Origin of the sequence: Bradyrhizobium sp. GCM10028915, from assembly GCF_042666195.1 — a bacterium.
In the GTDB taxonomy this organism is placed as follows: Bacteria; Pseudomonadota; Alphaproteobacteria; order Rhizobiales; family Xanthobacteraceae; genus Bradyrhizobium; species Bradyrhizobium canariense_D.
In genome coordinates, this window is the sequence record NZ_JBHTFN010000071.1 from 48,153 (window position 1) to 61,114 (window position 12,962).

At 62.4% G+C, this 12,962-nt stretch carries 14 protein-coding genes and 1 pseudogene; 11 read left to right on the forward strand and 4 right to left on the reverse strand.

Translation table 11 applies throughout. The features are described from left to right. The first annotated feature begins 221 nt into the window (after positions 1–221). The 8 genes from ACFQX9_RS35850 to ACFQX9_RS35885 all read left to right on the forward strand — a co-directional run bounded on the left by ACFQX9_RS35850 (position 222) and on the right by ACFQX9_RS35885 (position 8,019). Complete coding sequence (locus tag ACFQX9_RS35850) at positions 222–1,067, forward strand: outer membrane protein (protein ID WP_240543166.1); 846 nt, start codon at positions 222–224, stop codon at positions 1,065–1,067. Positions 1,068–1,234: 167 nt separating this feature from the next. Further along, positions 1,235–2,122: an outer membrane protein gene (locus tag ACFQX9_RS35855; protein WP_377791874.1), complete on the forward strand. Its 888-nt coding sequence runs from the start codon at positions 1,235–1,237 to the stop codon at positions 2,120–2,122. A gap of 75 nt (positions 2,123–2,197) precedes the next feature. Further along, positions 2,198–2,788, forward strand: a complete 591-nt coding sequence (locus tag ACFQX9_RS35860; RefSeq protein WP_085348793.1) for a glutathione S-transferase family protein — start codon at positions 2,198–2,200, stop codon at positions 2,786–2,788. A gap of 25 nt (positions 2,789–2,813) precedes the next feature. Next, entirely contained in the window at positions 2,814–3,278 is a 465-nt protein-coding gene (locus ACFQX9_RS35865) for a GNAT family N-acetyltransferase (RefSeq protein ID WP_085348792.1), read from the forward strand. Between the two features lie 171 nt (positions 3,279–3,449). Continuing rightward, positions 3,450–3,641 (forward strand): hypothetical protein, encoded by a 192-nt coding sequence (locus ACFQX9_RS35870; RefSeq protein ID WP_240543165.1) that lies wholly within the window; start codon positions 3,450–3,452, stop codon positions 3,639–3,641. Positions 3,642–3,720: 79 nt separating this feature from the next. Next, on the forward strand, positions 3,721–4,893 hold the full coding sequence (locus ACFQX9_RS35875) for a phosphoserine transaminase (protein WP_377791875.1): 1,173 nt from the start codon (positions 3,721–3,723) through the stop codon (positions 4,891–4,893). Positions 4,894–5,105: 212 nt separating this feature from the next. Next, positions 5,106–6,695 (forward strand): phosphoglycerate dehydrogenase, encoded by a 1,590-nt coding sequence (gene serA / locus ACFQX9_RS35880; protein ID WP_247337608.1) that lies wholly within the window; start codon positions 5,106–5,108, stop codon positions 6,693–6,695. A 151-nt stretch (positions 6,696–6,846) separates the two neighbouring features. Further along, on the forward strand, positions 6,847–8,019 hold the full coding sequence (locus tag ACFQX9_RS35885; protein ID WP_377791876.1) for a thiolase family protein: 1,173 nt from the start codon (positions 6,847–6,849) through the stop codon (positions 8,017–8,019). A gap of 87 nt (positions 8,020–8,106) precedes the next feature. Here ACFQX9_RS35885 and ACFQX9_RS35890 read toward each other — a convergent pair whose 3' ends face one another. The 3 genes from ACFQX9_RS35890 to ACFQX9_RS35900 form a co-directional block, all read right to left on the reverse strand. Next, the gene (locus tag ACFQX9_RS35890) at positions 8,107–9,012 is read right to left on the reverse strand and encodes a hypothetical protein (protein WP_377791877.1); all 906 of its coding nucleotides are present in this window, start codon (positions 9,010–9,012) and stop codon (positions 8,107–8,109) included. A gap of 570 nt (positions 9,013–9,582) precedes the next feature. Beyond that, on the reverse strand, positions 9,583–9,810 hold the full coding sequence (locus tag ACFQX9_RS35895; protein ID WP_377791878.1) for a hypothetical protein: 228 nt from the start codon (positions 9,808–9,810) through the stop codon (positions 9,583–9,585). Positions 9,811–9,852: 42 nt separating this feature from the next. Further along, positions 9,853–10,041 (reverse strand): hypothetical protein, encoded by a 189-nt coding sequence (locus ACFQX9_RS35900; protein ID WP_018453567.1) that lies wholly within the window; start codon positions 10,039–10,041, stop codon positions 9,853–9,855. Positions 10,042–10,192: 151 nt separating this feature from the next. On the opposite strand from ACFQX9_RS35900, the gene ACFQX9_RS35905 reads away from it, so the two are divergent. Both ACFQX9_RS35905 and ACFQX9_RS35910 read left to right on the forward strand, forming a co-directional pair. Further along, positions 10,193–11,134 carry a BTAD domain-containing putative transcriptional regulator gene (locus ACFQX9_RS35905; RefSeq protein WP_377791879.1) on the forward strand — a complete coding sequence of 314 codons (942 nt, stop codon included), beginning with the start codon at positions 10,193–10,195 and terminating at the stop codon, positions 11,132–11,134. Further along, positions 11,020–12,195 carry a hypothetical protein gene (locus tag ACFQX9_RS35910; RefSeq protein ID WP_377791881.1) on the forward strand — a complete coding sequence of 392 codons (1,176 nt, stop codon included), beginning with the start codon at positions 11,020–11,022 and terminating at the stop codon, positions 12,193–12,195. The genes ACFQX9_RS35905 and ACFQX9_RS35910 overlap by 115 nt, the downstream gene beginning before the upstream one ends. A 3-nt stretch (positions 12,196–12,198) precedes the next feature. Here ACFQX9_RS35910 and ACFQX9_RS35915 read toward each other — a convergent pair whose 3' ends face one another. Then, positions 12,199–12,693, reverse strand: coding sequence for an MAPEG family protein (locus ACFQX9_RS35915; protein ID WP_143273320.1), 495 nt, complete (start codon positions 12,691–12,693; stop codon positions 12,199–12,201). Positions 12,694–12,783: 90 nt separating this feature from the next. Here ACFQX9_RS35915 and ACFQX9_RS35920 point away from each other — a divergent pair. Further along, positions 12,784–12,930, forward strand: a pseudogene (locus ACFQX9_RS35920) (acetyl-CoA C-acyltransferase); the annotation flags it as partial. Positions 12,931–12,962 lie beyond the last annotated feature (32 nt).

Sequence of the window (12,962 nt, forward strand, 5' to 3'; positions counted from 1 at the left end):
CTGCAACGCGGCTTCATACATCGTTAGGAAATGCGGCGACGGCGTCGCATTTGGCGCTGCATTTTTGCAACGCTCGCGCCGCCCGCGCGTCCGAGTTGAGAAAAAATCAACCTTAAAAATTAGGGTTAAGTGGCGCTTAAACATTTGCTGGCATCGTCCGGGCCGTGAGTTTCCAGAACGTGAGGCGCCGTATTGCCTCACCGGCCAAAAGGACGAAGCCAATGCGTAGCGTTAAGTCTCTCCTTGCCGCGGGTGCGGCAACCCTGATCTCCTCGATGGCGTTCGCCGCCGACATGCCGATCGCGGCGCCCCCTCCGATGTACGCGCCCCCGGCTCCGCCCGCCGACTTCGGTGGCTGGTACCTGCGCGGCGACGTCGGCTTCAGCAATCAGAAGACGAGCGATCTCCACTACGGTCGCGAGTCCGCCTATTCGCAGCTCACCTCGTTCAATCAGCAGTCGTCGTTCGACACCGCCGGCATCTTTGGCCTCGGCGCGGGTTACCGGTTCAACAATTGGTTCCGCGCGGACGTGACCGGGCAGTATCGCGGCAATTCGAATTTCAAGGGAACGGATCGTTTCACCGGAACCGCGGGCGGCGTGCCCTACAGCGGGATCGATAATTACAGCGCATCCAAGTCCGAATGGCTGGTCTTGGCGAACGCGTATGTCGACCTGGGCACCTGGTGGTGCATCACGCCGTTCATCGGTGCCGGCGTTGGCGGCGCACGCGTCTCCATCTCGAACTTTACCGATACCGGCATCAACGATCTTGCGTTCTCGACGGCGAGCTTCTCGAGCGCACCAGCCGGTTCGAAGTGGAACCTGGCGTGGGCTGCCCATGCGGGTCTCGCGTACAAGGTCAATCCCAACCTCGTTCTCGAACTGGCCTACAGCTATGTCGATATGGGTGAGGGGCAAACCGGTGTCTTGTCGACCTACACCGGGGCAACCACCGGCAACGTTTTCAAGTTCAAGGACATTACCTCGCACGACCTGAAGCTCGGCGTGCGCTGGAATCTCGACAGCCCGCCGGCCTACATGCCGCCGCTCGTCACCAAGGGCTGATCGTCAGCCTGATCGGTTAGGACTTCTTAACGGCGCGGGATCATCCCGCGCCGTTTTGCTTTGCGTATTTTTCATGGCGGGCGGCGACGAAAGGCTCCGGCGCAACCATTGGTTAAGGTTAACGGGCCATGATCACGAGCGAAAGTTCGAGTTCGATGGAGCGTTCGATGCGTAGGCTTTTGTTGGCGGCGGCGATGTTGGGGACGGTTTCTGCCGCGCATGCGGCCGACCTGCCGGATCTGCCGTTCCTGCGCGGCAGCTTCACCGACGGCCTGTCAAAATCGACCCGCAATTGGGACGGCTTCTATGCCGGCGGCTCCGCCGGTTACTCGTCCGCAGCGGTCGACTTCAGCCAGAGCGTCGTCGGCCTGACCAACTTCATCTTCCGCGACAGCGTGCTTCAGCAACCGACCTCGACCTGGTCGCTGATGAACAAGACAAGCACGCAAGGCGTGAATTTCGGCGGCTTCGTTGGTCGCAACTGGCAATGGTACGACGCCATTCTCGGTCTCGAGGGCACCTACAGCTATTTCAACAAGATTTCCACGTTGACGTCAGGCTCCAACTCGCTCGACATCGTCAACCCGCCTGGAGACGTCCAGCCCACCGGCGTGACCAACCACTATCTCACGACATTGACCGGCACCGCCGCGGCGACCGTCAAGGACATGGTCTCACTCCGTGGGCGCGTGGGTTGGGACGGCGGCGATTTCATGCCTTACATGTTCGCGGGCCCGGCCATCGCCCGCATGGACGTCTCGCGCACCGTGACCAGCGATGTGAAGCTGCGCCAGGATGCGACCGTGACGGACATATTCGGCAACGTGTTCACCATCATCGGAACGCCCATGGCGGTTCCCGCGCAGTCGCAGACGCAGTCCCAGCACCGAACCAACAATTTCGTGGTCGGCTGGACCGCCGGTATCGGCTTGGAATATTGCATTTGGAGCGGGCTGTTCGCGCGCGTGGAATACGAGTATGTGCAATTCTCGCCCGTCATGAACACGAAGGTGACGCTGAACAACGCGCGTCTCGGCCTCGGCTACAAATTCTGACGTCGCCGCCCTTCGCCGCCGGTTGACAGCTTTCTTCCGTCCTGATGCTCTGTCGCCGAATGCGCGGGGGCACCGATGCGGATCTACGGCGATAGCAATTCCGGCAATTGTCTGAAGGTGAAGTGGGTCTGCGACAAGCTCGCGGTGCTCTACGAGTGGATCGAGATCGACACCCGCAAGGGCGAGACCCGTACGCCGCAATTCCTCCAGATGAACGGTGCCGGCCAGGTGCCCACCGTCGCTTTCGACGACGGTCGCACGCTGGCGCAGTCCAATGCCATCATCCGCTATCTCGCGCGCGACAGTGCGCTCATTCCGGGCGACGCCTTCACTGCCGCCAAGATGGACGAATGGCTGTTCTGGGAACAATACAGCCACGAGCCCTATATCGCGGTGTGCCGCTTCCAGCTCGTCTATCTCGGCAAGGACGCCTCCGAGCTCGATCCTGAAAAGGTCAAGCGCGGCTACGCGGCGCTCGATCGCATGGAGCAGCATCTGGCGGCAAACCGCTTCTTCGCCGGTGATGACGTTTCGCTTGCCGACGTCTCGCTGCTTGCCTATACGCGCGTCGCGCATGAAGGCGGCTTCGATCTCGGTCGCTATGCCGCCATCCGCCGCTGGATCGGCGAAGCCGAGACCTTTCTTGGGATACCCAAGGTGCGTTAGGCGCGCTTGAGGCAGGAGTAACTTTATGAACGCCGAATCTGTCTCCATTCGTCCCGCGCGCCGCGAAGATGTTGCTGCGATCGTGACGATGCTCGCCGACGATCATCTCGGGAGCGCACGGGAGCGCGTGGAAGACCCGTTGCCTGCGTCCTATTACGAGGCATTCGCGCGGGTCGAGCGCGATCAAAATATCCACCTTGTGGTTGCCGAGAGCGGGGGCAGGATGGTCGGCTGCCTGCAGCTCGCGATCCTGCCGGGTCTCAGCTCGCAAGGCGGCTTGCGCGGTCTGCTCGAAGACGTCCGCGTCGCTTCCGATTGCCGCAGCCGCGGCATCGGCGAGCAATTGGTGCAATGGGCGGTGACGGAAGCGAAAGCGCGCGGTTGCAATCTCGTCGAACTGCTGACGCATCAGACGCGAACAGATGCGCAGCGCTTCTACAAGCGGCTTGGGTTCACGGCGAGTCACGTCGGCATGACTGTCCGCTTTTGACGCAGCACGCTATGAGCCTTGCGCGATCAGCGAAATCGGATCGCGCGTACGTTCATATTAAGAGCTGATAAACCACCGTCACGGCGTTCACGTTGGTGAAGGAACGAACGGTGCTACGGGACGTCGAAACCGGGCTCGATCGGTTCGGGGATTTCGATGACAAGCTATTCGATGATCAAGGTCGGCAACGACTACGTCGTGCAGGCCAATGACAAATGCATTTTGAAAGTCGGCAGCCGCCGCCGCGCCGCGCAATTGATCAGCGATGCCACGGGCTTGCTGAACGCGCTGGCGGTGGTCGATTCCCCCAAGATCGCACCGGAGGCGCCATCACCCGCGCGTGAGGCGCCGGAACTTCCTTGACTGGTCTTCCCGATTCCCGTATCAGCCGCGGCGGGACACCTCCCCCCAACGGGAGGCTTACTATCTGGAAGGGTAGACGATGACTGTAGCGAAGCCCGCTTCGCGGCCGAACGTGCCGCATTTTTCCTCCGGCCCCTGCGCCAAGCGCCCCGGATGGAATGCCCAAAATCTCAAGGACGCAGCGCTCGGCCGTTCGCATCGCGCGAAGGTCGGCAAGACCAAGCTCAAGCTCGCGATCGATTTGACGCGCGAAGTGCTCGAAGTGCCCGCTGATTATCGCATCGGCATCGTGCCGGCCTCCGATACCGGCGCGGTCGAGATGGCGCTGTGGTCGATGCTGGGTGCGCGGCCCGTCACCACGCTCGCCTGGGAATCCTTTGGCGAGGGCTGGGTCAGCGACATCGTCAAGGAATTGAAGCTCAAGGACGTCACCAAGCTCAACGCGGCTTACGGTGAGATCCCCGACCTCTCCAAGGTCGATCCGAAGTCCGACGTCGTCTTCACCTGGAACGGCACCACCTCGGGCGTGCGCGTGCCGAACGCCGACTGGATCAGCGCGACCCGCGAAGGCCTGACCATCTGCGACGCCACCTCGGCCGCGTTCGCGCAACCCCTCGACTGGGCCAAGCTCGACGTCGTCACCTTCTCCTGGCAGAAGGCGCTCGGCGGCGAAGCCGCGCATGGCATGCTGATCCTGTCGCCCCGCGCGGTGGAGCGGCTCGAAACCTACAAGCCGGCCTGGCCGCTGCCGAAGATTTTCCGCATGACCAAGGGCGGCAAGATCAACGAAGGCATTTTCGTCGGCGAGACCATCAACACGCCGTCGATGCTCTGCGTCGAGGATTATCTCGACGCACTGAACTGGGCCAAGTCGATCGGCGGCCTGAAGGCGTTGATCGCGCGCGCCGACGCCAACACCAAGGTGCTCGCCGACTGGAAGGCTAAGACGCCCTGGATCGACTTCCTCGCCAAGGACGGCGCAATCCGCTCCAACACTTCGGTGTGCCTGAAGTTCACCGATCCCGCGATCACCTCACTCTCCGAGGACGCGCAGGCCGAGTTCAGCAAGAAGCTGGTGGCGCTGGTCGAGAAAGAGGGCGCGGGCTACGACTTCGCCTACTATCGCGATGCGCCCGCCGGCCTGCGTATCTGGTGCGGCGCCACCGTCGAGGCCAGTGATGTCGCGCTGCTGACCCAGTGGATCGACTGGGCCTTCGCCGAGACCAAGGCCGCGCTCGCCAAGGCGGCGTAGTTTTTACCTCTCCCCGTTCTTACGGGGAGAGGTCGGGTCGCGCAGCGATCCGGGTGAGGGGCTCTCTCCGCGAGCACCTCGCCTGTGGCTGCCCCTCACCCCGACCCTCTCCCCGTAAGAACGGGGAGAGGGAGAGCAAAGAGCTTCCGAGCAATTCCCCATTCCGGCCCTCAGGCCGATCTCCCTCTAGGGACGGCGAAGGACACATCTCCATGACCAAACCCAAAGTTCTCATTTCCGACGCGCTCTCTCCCGCTGCTGTGCAGATCTTCAAAGACCGCGGCGTCGAAGTCGACTTCCAGCCCAATCTCGGCAAGGACAAGGACAAGCTCGCCGAGATCATCGGCAATTACGACGGCCTCGCGATCCGCTCCGCGACCAAGGCGACCGCGAAGATCCTCGAGAAGGCGACCAACCTCAAGGTGATCGGCCGCGCCGGCATCGGCGTCGACAACGTCGAGATTCCTGCCGCCACGGCCAAGGGTATCATCGTGATGAACACGCCGTTCGGCAATTCGATCACGACCGCCGAGCACGCCATCACCCTGATGCTGGCGCTGGCGCGCGAGATTCCGCAGGCGGACGCTTCGACCCAGGCCGGCAAGTGGGAGAAGAACCGCTTCATGGGCGTCGAGATCACCGGCAAGGTGCTCGGAGTCGTCGGCTGCGGCAACATCGGCTCGATCGTCGCCGACCGCGCGCTCGGCCTGCGCATGAAGGTGATCGCGTTCGATCCGTTCCTGTCGCCGGAGCGCGCCAGGGACATCGGCGTCGAGAAGGTCGAGCTCGACGACCTCTTCAAGCGCGCCGACTTCATCACCCTGCACACCCCGCTCACCGAGAAGACCAGGAACATCATCGACGCAGCCGCGATCGCCAAGATGAAGAAGGGCGTGCGCCTGATCAACTGCGCCCGCGGCGGTCTCGTCGACGAGCAGGCCGTGGTCAACGCTTTGAATTCCAAGCACATCGCCGGCGCCGCTTTCGACGTCTTTGTCGAGGAGCCCGCCACCGCGAATGTGCTGTTCGGTCATCCCAACGTGATCTGCACGCCGCATCTCGGCGCGTCCACCACCGAGGCGCAGGAGAACGTCGCGCTCCAGGTTGCCGAGCAGATGTCGGATTACCTGCTCACCGGCGCGATCTCGAATGCCGTCAACTTCCCCTCGATCACGGCGGAAGAGGCGCCGAAGCTGAAGCCGTTCATCGCGCTCGCTGAAAAGCTCGGTTCGTTCGCGGGACAGCTCACCGAGAGCGGCATCCTCAAGGTCGAGATCACCTATGAGGGCCACGTGGCCGAGATGAAGATCAAGGCGATCACCTCCGCCGTGCTGTCGGGCCTGCTGCGGCCGATGCTGGGTGAGGTCAACGTCGTCTCCGCGCCCGTCGTCGCCAAGGAGCGCGGCATGGTGGTGGACGAGATCGTCCGCGCCGCCCAGAGTGACTATGAAAGCCTGATCACCGTCACCGTCACCACCGAGCGGCAGGAGCGGTCGGTCTCGGGCACGGTCTATGCCGACGGCAAGCCGCGCCTGGTCGACATCAAGGGCATCCGCGTCGACGCTGAATTTGGCAAGTCGATGATCTACGTGACCAACGAGGACAAGCCGGGTTTCATAGGCAAGTTCGCGAGCCTGCTCGGCGATGCCAAGATCAACATCGCGACCTTCCATCTTGGCCGCGTTGCGCCGGGCTCCGATGCCATCGCGCTGATCGAGGTCGACGGCGCGGTGCCGGCCGATCTGCTTGCCAAGGTGCAGGCTCTGCCGCAGGTCAAGCAGGTCAAGGCGCTGACGTTCTGATCCGCCGACATATTCCGACCCGCGGAACAACGCCCCCCTCTCGCGAGGGCGGCGTTTTTATTTCTCCCGCGACCGCCGGACATTGTGTACCAATGGCGCCGAGAAACCTCGACCGATGCTCCGGTCAAAATCGTTCGAAAGGGAGAAAACAATGCGTGAAGCCGTCATCGTTTCCTATGCACGCACGGGCCTCGCGAAATCCGGCCGCGGCGGGTTCAACATCACCCCGCCGATGTCGCTCGCGGCCCACGCCATTCACCACGCAGTCGACCGCGCCGGCGTCGAGAAGGACTATGTCGAGGATTGCTATCTCGGCAATTGCGCTCATGGCGCGCCGAACATCGGCCGCCAGGCCGCGCTGCTGGCGGGAATGCCGAAATCGACCGGGGGCGTCTCGGTGAACCGGTTCTGCTCGTCCGGTCTCCAGACCATCGCGATGGCCGCCAACTCGATCCGCTCGGACGGTTCCGACTGCATCGTCGCAGGCGGCGTCGAGAGCATCTCGATGCCGGGCGGCGGCACGCCGAAGGAATCGATCGATCCCGAACTGCTCAAGACGGCACCGGCGATCTTCATGGCGATGATTGACACCGCCGATATCGTCGCCGAGCGCTACAATCTCAGCCGTGAATATCAGGACGAGTATTCGCTGGAGTCGCAGCGCCGCATGGCCGCCGCGCAGCAGGCCGGCAAGTTCAAGGACGAGATCGTCCCGATGAAGACTAAGATGAAGGTGGTCGACAAGGCGACCAAGGCCGAGTCGATCGTCGATTACGTCGTCGACCGCGACGAGTGCAACCGGCCCGAGACCACGCTGGAAGGTCTCGCCAAGCTCGAGCCCGTCAGGGGCCCCGGCAAGTTCGTCACGGCCGGCAACGCCAGCCAGCTGTCGGACGGCGCCGCGGCCGTGGTGCTGATGGAAGCCAAGGACGCGGAGAAGCGCGGCCTCAATCCCATGGGCCGCTTCGTCGCCTGGGCGGCCGCGGGTTGCGAGCCGGACGAGATGGGCATCGGCCCGATCTTTGCCGTGCCGAAGCTGTTGAAGCGTCATGGCCTGAAGATCGACGACATCGATCTCTGGGAGCTCAACGAAGCCTTCGCCAGCCAGTGCATCTATTCGCGCGACAAGCTCGGAATCGATCCCGCCAAGTACAATGTCAACGGCGGCTCGATCGCGATCGGCCATCCGTTCGGCATGACCGGCGCGCGTCTCACCGGCCACATCCTCCAGGAAGGCAAGCGCCGCAAGGCCAAATGGGGCGTCGTGACGATGTGCATCGGCGGCGGCCAGGGCGGTGCCGGACTGTTCGAAATCTACAGCTGAGATCGAGCCTCATGAATGCGGAAGGCACGGCGCCGCAAGCGTCGTGCCTTTTTGTTTGAGCACCAGGTCAAGCGTGTACTCTTTGGGTCACCGGTTTTGTGGGATGAAGCGGCTGAAGGATGGTAGTCTAAGACAAAGCTTGATGATGAGGGGAAGCGCGAGGACCGGGATGACGCACGCAGCGACATAACCTTCCGCCAGCGACGGCAGACCGAAGCTCGCCGCTGCCCACACGAGCGTGACGTTGCGGTTTCCGCTCACGAGACCGATGGTACCGGCGGTTTGCCACCCCAGCCTCGCGAACGTCAGGGCAGCGAGGACGCACAGACCGAAATTGAACACGATCGCCGCGGCGAGCATCACGTCGAAACGCAGGGCGTTGCTGGTCCATTGCGCCCGTATGCCTTGCGAGGTGGCAAGCCCCACGATCATGAGCCCGACAACGGCGATCCCGGTGGCGGCGCTTTGATCGGGCAGAACGGGAATCACATGACGACGAAACCTCATGGCTAAGAAGGCCACCAGGCCTGCAGCGCCGATAATGCTGAAGAGCCGGATTGCCAGCCCGCCCATGTCGAATGCAATTCCAAGCCCGAGCACCGTGGCAAAACTCGGAATCGAGATCGGCGTGAGCAAGGTCAGTGCGATGGAAACGAGCAGTGCAAGACGTGGTCGCAAACCGAGCATTCCGGCGATCGCAGCGGCGCTTCCGACCGGCGGCGCCAGCAGTGAAAGCAGAACGCCGGCCCGCAGCGCAGGATCAAGCGGAGCAAAGGACAGCAGAATCGCAGCAGCGAATGGCAGCACCAGGCCAACCCAGGCAAGTACCACGCCCATCAGGAGCGGACGAATGCTGGCTTCAGAGGGGGCAAGACCCGCCGTAAGAAACGAGCCCAGCGTCAGAAGAAATGCCGAAAAAGGCAAAAGATCGTAGCCGAGATGAGCGAAGGGAGTGATCATCAGCCCTGCGCAAAGCGAGATCACCAGGAGCATAGGTCCTTGTCCGCCAAGCGTGGACAATATCCGGCCAACGTACATCTCAGCTCCTCAGGACTTGCGCATCGACGACGATGCGTCTTCAGATTTCAGTCATGTCGGCCACCATTGCGAACGTCAGAAGAATCCGGCGCTCAAATCCAGGCCGTAGGTTCGTGAGAGCACGAACACAAAGGCGCACGCTGCGCATAACAGGAGGGCGTGCTTCGCCAATTCGGCACCGATGACCGAGAGGACCGTGCGGGAAATCGTGCGTATGATTGCTGGCAATGTTGCCTCCTGGTTTTCAAATCCCATGAACCGGCTGCATGTGGCGGCCGTCAGTCGGTGTGCGAAGCGAGGATCAGGGGCGGATCACCTCGCTCGGTCGACGCGCGCTGAATGAGGATCGCGCCGATCACGTGAACGAGGCCGAATCCCAGCAGAACGAGAATCATCAGGCGCGTCTCGCCGCCTGTTCGCTTTCTGTCGTGCGATGCTGGAGATCTGGCCCGAATTGGAGACGCAGCACGGTTGTGATTGTTCACGATTGTCCTCATATGCTTTGCTGTCGCTCGTCCCGATCGCCTACGGCGCCGGCGGGTTCGAAATGTAGTGGGTAACGAAATCGTCGGAGGCCAGGTTGGCTTGGCGCTCTCGGGGCGCCTTGCTCATTGCCGCGAAGGCAATCACCAGCGCCAGGAGCGAGCCATAGAAGGCGACCACTCCAAGTCTCCACATCGCAACCAATCGCTGTTCTTGATCGGACGCGAGAAACCTCTGCGGTTGTCTTCCCTGCTGTGCGATGTCGGTCAATGCGACCTCCTGTTTGATGGCTGTTGTGATGCCGGCGTGCGATCAGTCGCCTCCGAAAAGGAGCGGTGCGACGGGCGGCGCCGACTGCGAAGCGGCCCTGAGTGTCGGGTGTGCAAAGGTCGTCAACGCTGCGTCGAATCCGGCGAGAACCACGAACAAGCCAACGACGATCATGATGAGGTGATGCGCGCGCACGCTGACTTCCGGATGAAATTGCTCCGCGTCGATCAACCAACCGGCATCTCGTCGCGATGCGATCTGAACCCACTGTCGTCGTCGCCGGCGTCACTCGGCCGTCACTGCAGCGTTAATATTGTCCGCTAAGGCGGCAATTCGTGTAGGATGTATATCCGTGAGCGCATCTGCTTATTTTTGAGGCGGAATGACCGAAACTGCACCCGCGCCCAGCCCAAGTTTTACTCTCGCACTTCTTGGACGTTTTGAACTGATCGGGCCGGACGGTGCCGTCAGCTTACCGAACAAGAAGCTCGCGGGATTGCTGGCCTATCTGGCCTGCATGGCACCTCAGCCTCAGCACCGCGAAAAACTCTCGACCTTGCTGTGGGGATCGCACTTCGAAGCGCAGGCGAAGCAAAACCTGCGACAGGCCCTGTTCAAGCTGCGTCAAGTTCTTGGTCAGAGTGCTCTCAGGAGTGACGGCGAATTCATTTCGTTGAATGCCGTTGTGATCACCTGCGATGTGCCGCAATTCGAGCGGCTTGTCAGAAAGGGCAGCCGTGACGCGCTGACCGCGGCGGCAGATCTCTATCGCGGGCGCCTCGTCGATGACATCGCGGTCAACGCTGAGGGCTGGAGCGAGTGGCTGGCCGGCGAACGCGAGCGGTTATCGGAGCTGGCTGTCGGCGCGATGGTAGCGCTCGGCGACCAGGAACTGTCCGACGGACGTGCCGGCGATGCCCTGCTCGCCGGCCAGCGCGCCAATGCACTCAACAGCATGCGCGAGGATGCGCACCGCCTGATCATGCGCGCGTTGTCCGCGGCCGGCCGCAACGCCGAGGCGCTCAAATATTATCAGGCCGTCGTTGCCTTTCTGAAGCAAGAGCTCGGCACCGCGCCCGATGCCACAACCAGCGCGCTGGCTGCGGAATTGCGCAAGGTCCAGGAGCAGAAGATCGTTCTGCCGGCAGCGGAGCCGACGGCAGACCTTTCGCACAGGCGGAGCACGTGTTCGGCAACGACAGGCCCTCCGTGGCGGTGCTTCCGTTCCGCAACATGGGTGATGAAACCGAACAGGACTACTTCGCCGATGGCGTCACTGCAGACATCATCACCGCTCTATCGCGCTTTCGCGAGCTGGTGGTGATCGCGGCCGGATCGAGCTTTGCCCTTCGGGACAAGGGAATGACCAGCCGGCAGATTGCGCAGCAACTCGGTGCGCAATACGTCCTGAGCGGTCATATTCGCAAGGCGGGCAACCGCATTCGCGTCTCGGCCGAGCTCACTCATACCGGAAGCGAGGCCCAGGTCTGGTCCAATCGCTACGATCGCCCCCTGGTCGACATCTTCGACCTGCAGGACGACGTCAGCAGCAGTGTTGCCGCAGTCGTCGATCCCGCCGTTCGTAGCGCCGAGATCGAACGCGCACGCCGCAAGCCGCCAACTGATCTTTCGGCCTATGATCTGTATTTGCGCGGCCTTCATCATTTATGGGGCGGCACCCGCGAAGGTATCGTCAAGGCCATCGATCTGCTTCGGCGGTCTCTGAGCCTCGATCAGGAGCGAACGGCGACGCTGGCGGCGCTGGCTTGGGGACTCGTGATGGCTCCGCCGCTCGGCGCCAACATGTCTGCGGATGCCGCGTCCGAGGCGGTCGGTCTGGCGCGCCGCGCCGTCGAGCAGGATAGTGGGGACGCTTTCGCCCACGCTGTCTATGGCTTCACGCTGTTTGGGCCCGCCGGCGACAACGATCAGGGGCGCATTCACGCCAGCGAAGCCGCAAGGCTCAATCCGAGTTCGGCTTTCGCATGGGGTGTACTCGGAATGATCGACAGCATGGGAGGCGATTATGCCAACGCACTCGCATGCCTGCATCGGTCTCTCGTCCTCAGCCCCGAGGACAGCATGCTCCATATGTGGATGACGGGATTGACCGCGTCCTACTTTGCCCTCGGGCAGTACGAGGAGGGCGTTGCCTGGGCGCGCAAGTCGGTTCGGCACAATCCGAGCAACGGCACCGGACATCGCATGCTCGCGGCCAACCTGGTCGGGGTCGGCCGGCTGGAGGAAGCCCGCGAGGTCACCCGGGTTCGCGATGCGGCACAAAAAACGACGATCCGCGATCTGCGCGCCATGCGCTTTTTCAAGCAGCACGAGGCGCTTGAACGCTACCTTTCGGCCCAGCAGATCGCCGGCGTGGCCGACTGAGCCTCAAGCGCCGAGTGCAACGAGCAGCGTGCGCACGGTCATGAAGACCAGGATGACCGAGCCGACGGTCCACAGCATTGCGCGAATGTCGTGAATTTGCCCGGTGAGATAGGCGAGAAAATGCAGCAGGCGTGAGGCAACGTAGCCGTAGAGCAGGCATTGCGCGAGAAGCAGCGACGGCTTTGTGAGAACATAAAGAAAGCCCGCGGCCAGGAAATACGGCAGGCTCTCGAGATCGTTCATCTGGATCCGGCGGATCCGCTCCACATCTTCGTTGGGAAGAAGCTGCGCCGGATCGGGTGCGGGATTCAGTGGTGTCTTCTTGATGTCCTCCGGCGAACGGTAGCCGCCCTGGGCCCTCACCATCCGGACCACGGTGAGCCACGACATCGCCACGGCCTTGAGGATGATCAAGCTGGCGGCAACGACATAGGTGGCGAAGAGGGGATCGTGAAGATTGATTCCGTCCAATTTGGTACCCCGCTCCGGCAGGGCCATACTACATGTCCGAGCGGGTTGCGCCACTACGTAAAGGCAGCCGCCAGTCCAGTCCCAGCCTGATCTCGCCTTATGCCTTCGCCAGCGCCGATCGGCCATCCGTTCGGCATGACCGGCGCGCGGCTCACCGGCCACATCCTCCAGGAGGGCAAGCGCCGCAAGGCGAAGTGGGGCGTCGTGACGATGTGCATCGGCGGCGGCCAGGGCGGCGCGGGACTGTTCGAAATCTACAGCTGAGATCGAGCCTCATGAATGCGGAAGGCACGGCG

Excerpts from the sequence above, each read along its gene's own strand:
- ACFQX9_RS35850 (WP_240543166.1), top strand. The coding sequence starts at position 222 with ATGCGTAGCGTTAAGTCTCTCCTTGCCGCGGGTGCGGCAACCCTGATC.
- ACFQX9_RS35855 (WP_377791874.1), top strand. The coding sequence starts at position 1,235 with ATGCGTAGGCTTTTGTTGGCGGCGGCGATGTTGGGGACGGTTTCTGCC.
- ACFQX9_RS35860 (WP_085348793.1), top strand. The coding sequence starts at position 2,198 with ATGCGGATCTACGGCGATAGCAATTCCGGCAATTGTCTGAAGGTGAAG.
- ACFQX9_RS35865 (WP_085348792.1), top strand. The coding sequence starts at position 2,814 with ATGAACGCCGAATCTGTCTCCATTCGTCCCGCGCGCCGCGAAGATGTT.
- ACFQX9_RS35870 (WP_240543165.1), top strand. The coding sequence starts at position 3,450 with ATGATCAAGGTCGGCAACGACTACGTCGTGCAGGCCAATGACAAATGC.
- ACFQX9_RS35875 (WP_377791875.1), top strand. The coding sequence starts at position 3,721 with ATGACTGTAGCGAAGCCCGCTTCGCGGCCGAACGTGCCGCATTTTTCC.
- serA (WP_247337608.1), top strand. The coding sequence starts at position 5,106 with ATGACCAAACCCAAAGTTCTCATTTCCGACGCGCTCTCTCCCGCTGCT.
- ACFQX9_RS35885 (WP_377791876.1), top strand. The coding sequence starts at position 6,847 with ATGCGTGAAGCCGTCATCGTTTCCTATGCACGCACGGGCCTCGCGAAA.
- ACFQX9_RS35890 (WP_377791877.1), bottom strand. The coding sequence starts at position 9,012 with ATGCTCCTGGTGATCTCGCTTTGCGCAGGGCTGATGATCACTCCCTTC.
- ACFQX9_RS35905 (WP_377791879.1), top strand. The coding sequence starts at position 10,193 with ATGACCGAAACTGCACCCGCGCCCAGCCCAAGTTTTACTCTCGCACTT.
- ACFQX9_RS35915 (WP_143273320.1), bottom strand. The coding sequence starts at position 12,693 with ATGGCCCTGCCGGAGCGGGGTACCAAATTGGACGGAATCAATCTTCAC.